Annotated in this window: 11 protein-coding genes; 7 read left to right on the top strand and 4 right to left on the bottom strand. The window is 71.7% G+C overall.

All coding sequences use genetic code 11. The annotated features are described in order from the left end of the window. Positions 1–12: 12 nt before the first annotated feature. Both KDL01_RS32955 and KDL01_RS32950 read left to right on the top strand, forming a co-directional pair. Positions 13–1,668 (top strand): rhamnogalacturonan lyase B N-terminal domain-containing protein, encoded by a 1,656-nt coding sequence (locus KDL01_RS32955; RefSeq protein WP_212532591.1) that lies wholly within the window; start codon positions 13–15, stop codon positions 1,666–1,668. Between the two features lie 43 nt (positions 1,669–1,711). After that, complete coding sequence (locus KDL01_RS32950) at positions 1,712–2,491, top strand: class I SAM-dependent methyltransferase (protein ID WP_212532590.1); 780 nt, start codon at positions 1,712–1,714, stop codon at positions 2,489–2,491. A gap of 70 nt (positions 2,492–2,561) precedes the next feature. On the opposite strand, the gene KDL01_RS32945 is transcribed toward KDL01_RS32950, so the two are convergent. From KDL01_RS32945 to KDL01_RS32935, 3 genes are all read right to left on the bottom strand, one after another. Then, positions 2,562–3,629 (bottom strand): ABC transporter substrate-binding protein, encoded by a 1,068-nt coding sequence (locus tag KDL01_RS32945; protein WP_212532589.1) that lies wholly within the window; start codon positions 3,627–3,629, stop codon positions 2,562–2,564. Positions 3,630–3,717: 88 nt separating this feature from the next. Continuing rightward, positions 3,718–4,545, bottom strand: a complete 828-nt coding sequence (locus KDL01_RS32940) for an ABC transporter permease (protein WP_212532588.1) — start codon at positions 4,543–4,545, stop codon at positions 3,718–3,720. 3 nt (positions 4,546–4,548) lie between these two features. Next, a complete protein-coding gene (locus KDL01_RS32935) occupies positions 4,549–5,394 on the bottom strand; it encodes an ABC transporter ATP-binding protein (RefSeq protein WP_212532587.1) in 846 nt (281 codons plus the stop codon). A gap of 165 nt (positions 5,395–5,559) precedes the next feature. Here KDL01_RS32935 and KDL01_RS32930 point away from each other — a divergent pair, with 165 nt between their 5' ends. The 5 genes from KDL01_RS32930 to KDL01_RS32910 all read left to right on the top strand — a co-directional run bounded on the left by KDL01_RS32930 (position 5,560) and on the right by KDL01_RS32910 (position 11,249). After that, positions 5,560–6,630: a transposase domain-containing protein gene (locus KDL01_RS32930; protein ID WP_212532586.1), complete on the top strand. Its 1,071-nt coding sequence runs from the start codon at positions 5,560–5,562 to the stop codon at positions 6,628–6,630. 256 nt (positions 6,631–6,886) lie between these two features. Next, positions 6,887–9,790 carry a nitrate- and nitrite sensing domain-containing protein gene (locus tag KDL01_RS32925; protein WP_212532585.1) on the top strand — a complete coding sequence of 968 codons (2,904 nt, stop codon included), beginning with the start codon at positions 6,887–6,889 and terminating at the stop codon, positions 9,788–9,790. Positions 9,791–9,815: 25 nt separating this feature from the next. Next, positions 9,816–10,238, top strand: a complete 423-nt coding sequence (locus tag KDL01_RS32920; protein ID WP_246577335.1) for a roadblock/LC7 domain-containing protein — start codon at positions 9,816–9,818, stop codon at positions 10,236–10,238. Between the two features lie 89 nt (positions 10,239–10,327). Continuing rightward, positions 10,328–10,684: a DUF742 domain-containing protein gene (locus KDL01_RS32915; RefSeq protein ID WP_212532584.1), complete on the top strand. Its 357-nt coding sequence runs from the start codon at positions 10,328–10,330 to the stop codon at positions 10,682–10,684. Next, positions 10,665–11,249, top strand: coding sequence for a GTP-binding protein (locus KDL01_RS32910; protein WP_307846726.1), 585 nt, complete (start codon positions 10,665–10,667; stop codon positions 11,247–11,249). The genes KDL01_RS32915 and KDL01_RS32910 overlap by 20 nt, the downstream gene beginning before the upstream one ends. A gap of 17 nt (positions 11,250–11,266) precedes the next feature. On the opposite strand, the gene KDL01_RS32905 is transcribed toward KDL01_RS32910, so the two are convergent. Beyond that, positions 11,267–12,155: DUF4352 domain-containing protein (locus KDL01_RS32905; RefSeq protein ID WP_212532583.1), on the bottom strand; the 889-nt coding region annotated here is incomplete at its 5' end.

The raw sequence follows: 12,155 nt of genomic DNA, 5'->3' as shown, positions 1-12,155 counted from the left end.
ACGGAGTCGTCCATGCCCCCTTCCCCGAAACCTCCCTCCCTCCCGACGCGCCGTCAGTTCCTCGCCCGCTCGGGCGCCGGGGCGCTCGCGCTCGGCATCGGCGCCGTCGGGGTGGACACGGCCCAGGCCGCGACCGCCTTCGGCTACACCAGCAGCGGCGGCTACTACACCGTGAGCACCGGCGCCGGGCTGACCTTCAAGATCAGCCAGTCGAACGGGGACATGACCTCGTTCGCGTACAACGGGGTCGAACTCACCTCGCCCAGCCGTCCCTCGAACGTCGAGTCGGGCATCGGCGCGGGCGCGAGCATCAGCGCGTACCAGAGCGGCAGCTACATCGTGGTCACCGAGTCGGTGACCAACTGGTACGGATCCGGCACCCTGCACCACTACCTCGTGGTGCGCAGCGGCGACAACACCGTCTACATGGCCACGTACGTCGGCTCCGGCGGCGCGGGCGAGGTGCGTTGGATCCAGTCGCTCAACCGGACCGTGCTGCCGAACATCTCCGTGTACTCCGACACCCAGGGCGGCACCGCGATCGAGTCCACCGACATCTTCCTGGTGGGCGACCAGACCCGCTCCAAGTACTACGGCAACCGGCAGGCCAAGGACCTGACCATCCGCGGCGTCACCGGCAGCGGCGTCGGGGTGTTCATGGACTTCGGCAACCGGGAGTCGAGCAGCGGCGGCCCGTTCTTCCGGGACATCGAGCAGCAGGGCACTTCGGACTCGATCCAGGTCTACAACTACCTGTGGTCCGGCCACAACGACACCGAGGCGCAGCGGCTCGACGTGCTCTACGGCCCCTACGCGGTCATCGTTACCGACGGCTCCACCCCGTCCGCGCCCGACCTCAGCTTCCTCGACACGCTCGGGTTCGAGGGCACGGTCAGCGCGGCGGGGCGCGGATACGTGGTCGGCAAGGCCATCGGCGTCGCCGCCGGGACCACACCCATGATCGGCTGGGCCAACACGACCGCGCAGTACTGGGCCGCGCCCGCGTCCAGCGGCGACTTCTCCAGCCCGGCGATGAAGCCCGGCACCTACACCCAGACGCTCTACCAGGGCGAGCTGGGCGTGGCCACCCGCAGCGTCACGGTCACCGCCGGGGCCACCACCACCGGCCAGAACCTCGACAGCGGCTGGTACACCCCCGCCTCCCCGGTCTTCCAGATCGGCACCTGGGATGGCGCGCCCACCGGCTTCAAGAACTTCGCCAACCTGACCCTGATGCACCCCTCCGACGCCCGCGACGCGAGCTGGGGTCCGGTCACCTACACCGTGGGCGGCAGCCAGAGCGCGGACTTCCCGTCGTACCAGTGGAAGGACGTGAACAACCCGACCACCGTCGCGTTCACCCTGACCTCCAGCCAGATCGCCGCGCGCACCGTGCGGATCGGGATCACCGCGGCCTACGCCGGCGGGCGGCCGCAGATCACCGTGAACGGCTGGACCTCCTCCGCGCCGTCGTCCTCCACCCAGCCCAGCTCGCGCAGCCTGACCATCGGCACGTATCGCGGCGAGAACACCCTCTACACCTACAGCGTGCCCGCGAGCGCCTTCGTCGCGGGCACCAACACGATGGTGATCACCGCGATCAGCGGTTCCAGCGGCACCGGCTACCTCAGCCCCGGCTACAGCTACGACTGCGTGGACATGTACTGACGCGGGCTTTACCGTATTTGCCCTGGTATGTACCATAGCGCGCATGACTACGGATACTGCGAAGTCCGCGCGCGCGACCTCCTTCGGCACGGCGGCCCAGGACTACGACCGCTACCGGGTCGGCCTGCCGGAGGAGGTCGCGGACGCCGTGCTGCCGCGCGGCCTCGATGCGGTGCTCGACCTCGGCGCCGGGACCGGCGCGATGACCCGGCTGCTGCTCGGGCGCGCCCGGCACGTGTACGCGGTCGATCCCGACCCGCGGATGACGGAGCTGTTGGCGGGCAACTGCCCCGGCGTCGAGGTGCACGAGGGCACCGGGGAGCACATCCCGCTGCCCGACGCCTGCGTGGACGCCGTGGTCGTCGCCTCCGCGTGGCACTGGATGGATCCGGACGCCGCGATTCCGGAGATAGCCAGGGTGCTGCGACCCGCGGGCACACTGCACCTGGTCTGGAACCGGCGCGACCGCGACGTGCCCTGGGTCGCCGACCTCGAGCGGCTGCGGCTCGAGGTCGCCGGCGGCGACGACTGGGTGGAGGGACGGATCCGGCACTACGTCTCCGAACCCTGGCTCCCGGCCGCCGCGCCTCTCACCGACGTGCGGATCGAGGCCCTGCCGTGGTCCGCCGCCATGACCGAGGACGAACTGGCCCGGCTGCTGACCACCTTCCACGCGTTCATCGCCGCGCCCGCGGAGCGCAAGCCCGCGATGCTGCGGACCTTCGCCGAACACGTGGCCGCCGACGCGCGGATCCAGCCCGGGGACGAGGGCCTGGTGCGGGTGCCGATGCTCTGTCACGTCTGGAGCGCCACCCGGGCCTGACGGGTCGAACCGGGCCCGGCGCGGTCGCGTGCGCACGTGATGGGCGGACGCGACCACGCCGGCCGGTCTCTCAGCTGCCGCTCGCCGCGTTCTGCACGAACGAGTCCGTGTAGGTCAGCGAGAGGTCCACGTTCTTGCCCTTGACCGTCGGGTCGAAGGAGGAGAGCACCCGGTCCACGCTCTGCGGACCGTCGGCGGGCATCAGGCCGGTCGGGCTGAACATGCCGATCTCGTTGGCCAGCGCCTCCTCCCATGCCGTCTTGCCCGCGGTGCCGTAGTACGTGGACGGGACGACCGCGGCGATCTGCGCGGCCGAGTGCGTCTGGATGTACTTGAGCGCCTCGACCAGCGCGTCGACCATCTTCTGCACAGTGGTCTGGTTCTTCTGCACGTACGAGGTCTCGAAGGACAGCGCCGTGCCCGGGTACGGGCCGCCCAGGGCCGCCTCGGTGCCGCTGACCGAGCGCATGTCCACGAGGATCTTCGCGGCCTTCTTCGCCAGCAGCGCCGAGATGGTCGGCTCGGTGGTGATGCCGACGTCCACCTCGTCGCTCTTCATCGCCGCGACGAAGGTGGAGCCCGCGCCGATGTTGACCGGGTGCAGCTGGTCGAGCGCCACGCCGTTGTGCACGGCCAGGTAGTCGGCCACGAACTGGGTGGAGCTGCCGAGGCCGGTGATGCCGAGCTTCTTGCCCGACTCCCCGCTCGGCGCGGTGATCGAGGCGGACTCGTCGGTGCGCACCAGCTCGACCATGCCGGGCGCCTGGTTGAGCTGGATCACCGACTCGGTGCTGGTGCCCTTGGCCCGCATGTCGATGTTGTGGTCGTAGAAGCCGACCACGCCGTCGACCTTTCCGGCGAGCAGGTCGAGCCAGTTCTGGCTGCCGTTGGCGGTGCTGACGACGTGGACGTCGAGCCCCTCGCTCTTGAAGTAGCCGAGCTGCTGGGCGAGCACCATGGACAGGTAGGTCTGGTTGGTGCTGTTGGAGATCGCGACGGTCACCGTGACCGGATCGGCGCCGCCGGAGGACGCCGCCACCGGCGCCGTGGAGTCGCTCGAACATCCGGCCGCAGCCAGGGTGAGCGCCGCGAGCAGCGCCACCGCCGGTCTCACGTGGGGGGTGGAGAAGCGGAACATGGGTGAACACCTTTTCTTGAACACGGCATTGCGTGGGTGGGGGAGAGCGCGGAGGGAAGCGTGGCGGGACACGGGGGTGGTGCCCCGTTCACACCGCGGCCGCGGGGGTCTGGCGGCGCGGCTTCCACCGCAGGAGCCTTCGCTCGAGGAGGGTGATGAAGCCCTCCGCGACGACGGCGAGGACAGTGGTCACGACGAGTCCGGCGTACACGCCGTCCGGGTCGATGTTCGCCTGCGACTGGGCGATCAGCAGGCCGAGCCCCTGGGTGGCGCCGATCAGCTCGCCCACCACCGCGCCGGTGATGGCGAGCCCGAACGCCACGCGCAGGCTGGCGATGATCCAGCTGAACGTGGAGGGCAGCACCACGTGGCGGAACACGCTCCAGCGCCCGGCGCCGAGCAGCCGCGCGTTGGCGATCACGTTCGCGTCCACGTCGCGGGCGCCCTGGAAGCTGTTGAAGAACACGGTGAAGAACACCAGCACGATCGCCAGCGCCACCTTCGAGGCCATGCCGAGGCCGAACCAGATGACGAACACCGAGCCGAGCACGATGCGCGGGACCGCGTTGAGGGTGCCGACGTAGAGGGTGAACACGCGTGCCAGCCAGGTGATCCGGCCCAGCGCGAGCCCGGCGAGCACCCCGCACGCGACGCCGACGCCGAAGCCGATCAGCGTCTCCTGCAGGGTGACCCAGGCCTGCTGCCAGAGCGAGCCCTGCACGGTCCCGTGCCGGATCCAGCCGTAGAGCTCGCGCCAGGTCCCGGCGGGAGAGCCGAAGAAGAACACGCTGATACTCCGGGTGGACACGGCCAGCTGCCAGGCGCCGAGCAGCACGAGGAGCAGGCCGAGCTGGACCGCGGGGACCCACGCGCGCCCGGTGGCGGTGCGCAGGCGCTGGCCGGTGACGGCGCTCATCGCTCAGCCCGCCGCCGTGGCCTGGGCGTAGGCGGTGTGCACCTCGTCGCTCAGCGCGGTCCAGATCTCCTCGTGCAGCTGCGCGAAGCGCGGCAGGAAGCGGATCTCGCGCGGCGCCCGCGGCCGCGGCAGGTCGATCACGAATTCCCGTTTGACCGCGGCCGGACGCGCGGTGAGCACGACCACCCGGTCCGCCAGCGCGATCGCCTCCTCGAGGTCGTGCGTGACGAACAGCACCGAGGCGCCGAGCGACTCCCACAGCGCGAGCAGTTCGCCGGCCATGATCTGCCGGGTCTGCGCGTCGAGGGCGGAGAAGGGTTCGTCCATCAGCAGCAGGCCGGGACGGTTGACGAAGGTCTGGGCCAGCGCGACGCGTTTGCGCATGCCGCCGGACAGCTGGTGCGGATAGTGCTGCTCGAAGCCCTCGAGGCCCACCCGGGTGATCCAGTCCCCCGCCTGCCGCGCCGCCTCGCGCCGTCCGACGCCGCGGAAGCGCGGGCCGGCCGCGACGTTGGCCAGCACCGTCTTCCACGGGAAGACCGCGTCCTGCTGGAAGACGAAGCCGGTGCGCGGATCCGTGCCGGCCAGCGGGACCTTGTCCACCAGCACCTCGCCCGCGCTGGGCTGCTCGAGGCCCGCGACCATGGAGAGCACCGTCGACTTGCCGCAGCCGCTCGGGCCGATCAGGACACAGAATTCGCCCGGCGCGACCTCGAGTTCGAAGTCCGCCACGACGGTGCGCTCCCGGCCGGCCGGATCGGTGAAACGCTTGGTCAGGGCCCGCAGGCCGAGCAGCGGCGGACCGGTCGGCGCGGGGGGTGTCTCGGGGCTCACGGCCGACGCTCGCATCACGCAATCCGCCTCTCGTCCTGCCCGAATTCCTTCGCCCCTCATGTGTATGAGTGATGAGAATGCCATCACCGCGTCAAGGGCAACAAGAGTGGTCGGCGGGCGGTTACTAACTTAGGGTTCTTTGATGCTGTGATTTCCGGGGCCGTGCCCTAAAGTACGCCCATGCCATCGTCCGGCCGATTCTCCCCAGACCCGGGCACGAGGCTTCCGCAGCGGGTCGCCCTCGGCGTTCTGCTGCGCTCCTTCCCTCCCCCGCTCGTCGATGAGATCCTTGACGACCTCGGCCGCAGAGAGCAGCGCCAGCGCCTGCTGCCCGCGCGGCTGATGGTCTATTTCACGCTCGGAATGTGGATATTCCGAGCACTTCCCTACGAGTTGATCCTCGCGGAGCTGCTCCGGGACGCGCCCGGCCTCGCGCCCCCGGTCTCCGCGCAGGAACAGGCCAGCGCGGCCGCGATCGGCCGGGCCCGGCGCAGGCTCGGCGTGGAGCCGCTGCGCCGGCTGTTCGAGCAGTCCGGCGACGCGGGCGCGGGCGCCGCCCCGCTGCTGCGCGGCCGCCGGCCGCTGCGGCTGTGCGATGTGGACGTGGGCATGCCCGCGACCCCGGCCAACCTGCTCGGCTTCCCCGCCCTCGCCGCCGCGCACGCCACCGGCCCGCCCGGCCACCGGCCGGACCGGGCCAGGATCCGGCTGCTGGTGGAGTGCGGCTCCCGCCGGATCACCTGCGCCGAGGTGGTCGGGGCCGACCAGGACGACCTGCCGCCCGGCGTCGGGCCCGAGGACCTGCTGGTGCTCGACCCCCGGCCGCTCTCCGCCCCGCTGTGGACCGCGCTCGAACAGATCGGCGCGCACGTGCTGTGGCCGCTGCCGGAATCCGTGCAGCTGTCCGGCGGCACCCGGCTGCCGGACGGCTCGGTCCTGGCGAAGCTCGCCGCGCAGGACGGCTCCGAACTGGTCGCCCGGGTGCTCGCCACCGGCCGCGGCACCCGCCTGGCCACCTCGCTGCTCGACCACCGCGCCGCCCCGGCCGGCGAGATCGCGGCCTGCTACGACGATCCCGCGGTGGCCGAGCGCCGCCTCCACGGGATCGGCGCCTACGGCCACGACGACCGGCTCGAGCTGCGCTCGAAGGACCCGGAGATGGTGCACCAGGAGCTGTACGCGATGCTCTGCGTACACCACGCGATCGGGGAGCTGGTCGGCCCGACTCCAGGTGATTCCGGATGCTTCTAAAGTCAGTAGCGCCCCGTCGGCGAGGTCTTGGCCGCCGAACTTCGACTGTGCTCAAATACGCATTACCCACACCACCCAGAGTTCTGAATCAGGGTTCACGTCCGGCGCCGAGATCGGCTCCGAGATCGTTCCCGTCGCGTTCCCGATCATCCGCGGTGCGCCACCACGCGCCCGCCTCACCGGGATTCACCAGAGCTTTCCACCGTTTGTTCTCCTATGACACCTGCGAGGACGAGTGCGCAAGTCAGGCCCCGCGGTGAGCCCTTCGCCGCGTCAACCGCCGAGCGCGCCGGCGCGACGGCGCTGGAGCCTGCGCGACCTGCGGCTGCGCAAGCGTCTGGTCCTGCTCGTACTGGTGCCGCTGGCCGCCGGAGTGGCGCTGGCCTCGGCCCGGGTCGCGAGTGAGGCCACGACGATCAGCTCCGTGAACGACCTGAACGGCCAGGCCCAGGTCGCGGTCACCATGGCGGGCCTGGTCTACGCCGTGGAGGACGAGCGCGACGCGGTCGAGGTCTACCTCACCGACGGCGGGCAGGGCCCGGACATGGCCGCGCTCTCCCGCGCCGAGGCGGACACCGAGGCCCATATCGCGCAGTTCGACGGGGTGGAGCAGACCTACGCGGCCGCGCTGGCCGTGCTGCCCTCCTCCGACCAGATGCTCAGGCAGCAGGCCGTAGCCCGGCTCGGCGACCTCACCACCCTGCGCGCCTCGGTCACCAGCCTGGGCGCGGGCCGGCCGATCTACCAGGCCTACACCACGATCGTCGGGGACCTGCTCAACTTCAGCGGCCAGCTCGCCACCGACACCACCGACCATGACCTGGCCACTTCCGTCAGCACCCTGGGCCTGGTCGAGCAGCTCGGCGAGCAGACCTCGCAGGAGCGCGGCTACCTGGTCGGCATCCTGGGCGGCGGCGGCCAGCTGCTCGCCCAGCAGGAGGACCTGGTCCAGGCGCAGGCCCAGTACAACAGCACGCTGGCGGACCTCGACGCGCAGGCCGCCGCGCCCGTCGTCGACCTCTACCAGGCGCAGGTCGGCGGCGACCAGACCGGCGCCGCGGACAGCACCGTGCAGCAGGCCATCGACGCCGCGCTGCAGGACTTCCCGGTCTCCGAGGTGCAGGTCACCGACACGGACGCGTTCACCCAGACCACGGCGAAGGTGCAGCAGGTCCGCGGGATCGAACGGGTCGTGGCGCAGGACATCCTGGGCCGCACCAGTGCTCTGCTTTCCCAGGCGAGCCGCGCGCTGTACATGAATGTCGGCATCATCGTCGGCGTCCTGCTGTTCGCGTTCGTCGCCATCGCGTTCGTCGCGCGCTCCATCACCCAGCCGCTGCGGGTGCTGCGGGTCTCCGCCCTCGAGATCGCCGGAGTCCGGCTGCCCGCCGTCATCGAACGGCTGCGCGACCCGCGCCAGGCCCAGACGAACTTCGAGGTCGAACCCATCCCCATCGACACCAGGGACGAGATCGGCTCGGTGGCCCGCGCGTTCGAGGAGGTCCACCTCGCCGCCGTGCACCTCGCGAGCGAACAGGCGATGCTGCGCTCGAGCGTCAACGCGGTGTTCACCAACCTCTCCCGGCGCAGCCAGACGCTGGTGGAACGCCAGCTCCAGCTCATCGACGACCTCGAGAGCGGCGAGCGCGAGCCGGGCCGGCTGGCCCAGCTCTTCCGGCTCGACCACCTCGCCACCCGGATGCGCCGCAACAACGAGAACCTGCTCGTGCTCGCGGGCGAGGAGACGGCGCGCCGGTGGACCGAGGCGGTACGCCTGGTGGACGTGGCCCGCGCCGCGGCCGCCGAGGTGGAGCAGTACGAGCGGATCATCCTCGGCGAGATGCCCCGGGTCGGCATCGCCGGCAAGGCCGCGCCGGACGTCGCGCACCTGGTCGCCGAGCTGCTGGAGAACGCCACCGCGTTCTCCGCCCCGCGCACCAAGGTGTGGATCGCGGCGCGGATGGCCGAGGACTCCGGCGTGGTGCTGCGGATCGAGGACGCGGGCCTCGGCATGAAGCGCGCGGAGTTCGAGGAGGCCAACGAGCGGATGAACAATCCGCCCGTCATCGACGTCTCGGTGGCCCGCCGGATGGGCCTGTACGTGGTCGGCCGGCTGGCCGCCCGCTACGGCATCGAGGTGCGCCTCGGCGAGTCCCAGGCCGGCGGTGTCGCGGCCCTGATCCACCTGCCGGTCGCGCTGCTGAGCGAGGGCGCGGACCAGGTGCAGCCGGACACGGCCCAGGTGGACGACGAGTTCTACGCGCTCTCCCGGCAGTTCGCGCACGCCGCCGCGGTGCCGGTGCCGCCGATCCCGTTCGGCGCGGCCCGGCTCGACCAGCGCTTCGGCGCGATGCCGGGCGTGGTCGGCACCTTGGCCGGGATGGACGCGCCGTCCACCGGCGCCGTCTGGTTCCAGCCCTCCGAGGACCGCAAGCCCGGCGAGGGCGATGCGTCCAAGCGCTCCGCCGCCGACGCGGCCCTGGCCCGCGCGGCGCAGCAGGAGGGCCTGGCCGGCGCGAGCGACACCCGGCTCGGTGCCTTCGGCCGCTCCGCCGCGGCCGCCCGCCGCCAGCAGCCGCCCTCGCCGTTCGACGCCGAACCGCAGGGCCCGTACACCCAGGAGCCGCAGTCCCCGTATCCGCCCGAGCCGCCGCCCGGCGCCGCCCTGCCGAAGCGTCCGCTGCGGCACGTGGGCCGGGCCGCGCCCGAGCCCGAACCCGTGGCCCCCGCGGCCGCACCGCTGGAGCGTACCCCGATCTTCGAGGCCATCGAATCCGAGTGGTTCCGCCGCCGCGACGAGGCCCGCGCCGCGTACCTCAACGCGGTCGCGGACACCGTCGCCCCGGCCGCGCCCGAGGCGTCGCAGACCACCGCGTACATCCCGCAGCAGGCCGGCGCGCCCGAGGAGCAGGCCACGGTGCCCGCCCCGACCATCTCGCCCGCCGCCGTCGTGCGCAGCTGGAGCTCGCCCGGCGACGAGGGCTGGCGTGCCGCGCAGGCCCTGGCGGACCCCGCCAGCGACGGGCGCACCGCCTCCGGCCTGCCGCGGCGCACCCCCCGGGCCAACCTCGTGCCCGGCGCCGCGGGCGGTGTCGGCGCGGCCCGGGCGGTCCCGCCGCCGCACCTTCGCCACGATCCGTCCCCGGGAGGCCGGCCGTGACCCGCCAAGATCGGAGCGCTGACGCATGGAAACGCTGAGCCAGGCCGCCCAGGACCTGAACTGGCTGATCAACAACTTCGTCGACCAGGTGCCCAAGGTGGCGCACGCCGTGGTGCTCTCCGCCGACGGGCTCGTGCTCGCCTTCTCCGACGGCCTCGCGCGCGACCGGGCGGACCAGCTCGCGGCCGTGGCCTGCGGGCTGGCCAGCCTCACCCAGGGCGCCGCGCGCATCTTCGAGGGCGGCCCGGTGACCCAGACGATCGTCGAGATGAAACGCGGATTTCTGTTCGTGATGCAGATCAGCGACGGCTCGGTCTTCACCGTGATGGCCGCGCCCGAGTGCGACATGGGTCTGGTGGGCTATCAGATGACCCTCGTGGTCGAGCGCACCGGGGACGTGCTCACCCCCGCCGTGCGCGACGAACTCCAGGCCGCGCTGCCGAGATGACACGGGTTTGACGGGCGCGAGCGGGTGGCCGCCGCCCGCCGGGGAGACCCGGCCGGGCCGCGGCGCACCGAGGAGAGGGGAGTGGGAACGTGGCTCCGGGTGCTGACGGTTCGTCTCCCTTCGTGCGCCCCTACGCGGTCACCGGCGGCCGCACCTCGGCCCGCCGCCACCTCGCGCTCGAGGCGCTGGTGTCCACCACCTCGCGCGGCCGCGAGGTGATGCACACGCTGGTGCCCGAGTACGAGGCGGTCTGCCGGCTGTGCCGCGCCCTGAAGTCGGTGGCCGAGATCGCCGCGCTGCTCGGCGTGCCGCTGGGCGTGGCCGAGGTGGTCGTGGGCGATCTGGCCGAGTACGGGCTCGTGGACATCGAACCGGAAGCCGGCGCCGACGCCGTGCCCGACATACAGCTGCTGGAAAGGGTGCTCAGTGGACTCCAGAGACTCTAAGCCCGTCGGGGTCGGCGCGACCTCGGCGAAGATCGTGGTGGCCGGGGGCTTCGGCGTCGGCAAGACCACGTTCGTCGGCGCCGTCTCCGAGATCGATCCGCTCACCACCGAGGCGGTGATGACCGCCGCCAGCCGGGGCGTGGACGACCTGAGTAAGACCCCGGACAAGGTCGCCACCACCGTGGCGATGGACTTCGGCCGGATCACGCTGGACCGTGACCTGATCCTGTACCTGTTCGGCACGCCCGGGCAGAGCAGGTTCTGGTTCATGTGGGACGACCTGTGCCGCGGCGCGATCGGGGCGGTGGTGCTGGTCGACACCCGGCGGCTGGCCGACTGCTTCTCCGCCATCGACTACTTCGAGGACGCCAGGCTTCCCTACGCCATCGGCATCAACGGCTTCTACGGCCAGCAGATCCACGCCACCGAGGACGTGCGCGAGGCGCTGGCCGTGCCCGCGCACGTGCCGGTGATGGCCTGCGACGCGCGCAGCCGCGAGTCGGCGAAGGCGATGCTGATCCGGCTGGTGCAGCACGCCATGGCCAGCTACGTCGCAGCGGCCTGACGGAGTCCGGGCCTGCGTCAGTGCAGGTCCGCGCCCACGATCACCCCGTCGTGCACGGTGTAGGTCCCGGCGTAGTGCTGCACGCTGCCGTCGGTCTGGGTCGCGTCCAGCGTGACCGTCACGGTGTCCCCGGAGACCGAGACGACGTGCACGGAATCAGAGCTCGTGGTCGCGAATCCCTGCACGAAGGCGCTGTAGGACCCGTGCTCGATGTTCTGCCCGCCCAGCGCCCAGGCCTGCGCGTAGTCGCCCGCGTTGATCGCCGCGAAGTACTGCTGCACCACGGCCTGCGCGGCGCCCGTGCTCGGCGGGCTCGAGGTGGTCGGGCTGCTGGTGGTGGGCGCCGGTACGGGTGCGGGCGCCCCGTTGCCGGGCGCGGCCGTCACCTGCGTCGTCTTCAACGTGACCGAGACGCCGGCGCTGGCGAACTGGCCGTGCAACTGCACGCTCGCCGCCTGGACCCCCTGCGGCACGTCGTACACGAACACGTCCTGATAGTGGCTGCCCGGGTTGACCTGGAGCTGCGCCTGGTAGTCGGAGCCGAAGTAGTCCTGCTCCGCGGCAACCTCGGCTTTCCCGTCCCCGGTGGTGTTGTACATGTTGCCGGTGCGGTCGATCATCGTCGGGTAGGGCGGGACGTTCTGCGGCGAGTTGGTCCGGTTGGTCATCGTCACGACCACCGCGCAGAACTGCGCCTGCGTCGGCCTGCTGGTGCCCAAGACGTCGGTGAACGAGGAGATCCCGCACTGCGAGCTGTCCACGACGAACGAGTAGTTGCCGTCGCTGACCGTCTGCCCCATCCCCGCGCCCGCGCCCGCGCCCGATGCGTGCGCGGCCGTCCCGGTCGCGGTCGGCGGGGCGTAGGCCGAACTCGACCCGCAGGCGGCGAGCAGGCCCAGCCCCACC

The organism is Actinospica durhamensis (genome assembly GCF_018139695.1).
Classification (GTDB): Bacteria; Actinomycetota; Actinomycetes; order Streptomycetales; family Catenulisporaceae; genus Actinospica; species Actinospica durhamensis.
Note: the sequence above shows the minus strand (reverse complement) of the source record. Positions and strands in the feature narration are given on the sequence as shown.

Excerpts from the sequence above, each read along its gene's own strand:
- KDL01_RS32940 (WP_212532588.1), bottom strand. The coding sequence starts at position 4,545 with ATGAGCGCCGTCACCGGCCAGCGCCTGCGCACCGCCACCGGGCGCGCG.
- KDL01_RS32955 (WP_212532591.1), top strand. The coding sequence starts at position 13 with ATGCCCCCTTCCCCGAAACCTCCCTCCCTCCCGACGCGCCGTCAGTTC.
- KDL01_RS32935 (WP_212532587.1), bottom strand. The coding sequence starts at position 5,394 with ATGCGAGCGTCGGCCGTGAGCCCCGAGACACCCCCCGCGCCGACCGGT.
- KDL01_RS32945 (WP_212532589.1), bottom strand. The coding sequence starts at position 3,629 with ATGTTCCGCTTCTCCACCCCCCACGTGAGACCGGCGGTGGCGCTGCTC.
- KDL01_RS32950 (WP_212532590.1), top strand. The coding sequence starts at position 1,712 with ATGACTACGGATACTGCGAAGTCCGCGCGCGCGACCTCCTTCGGCACG.
- KDL01_RS32930 (WP_212532586.1), top strand. The coding sequence starts at position 5,560 with ATGCCATCGTCCGGCCGATTCTCCCCAGACCCGGGCACGAGGCTTCCG.
- KDL01_RS32920 (WP_246577335.1), top strand. The coding sequence starts at position 9,816 with ATGGAAACGCTGAGCCAGGCCGCCCAGGACCTGAACTGGCTGATCAAC.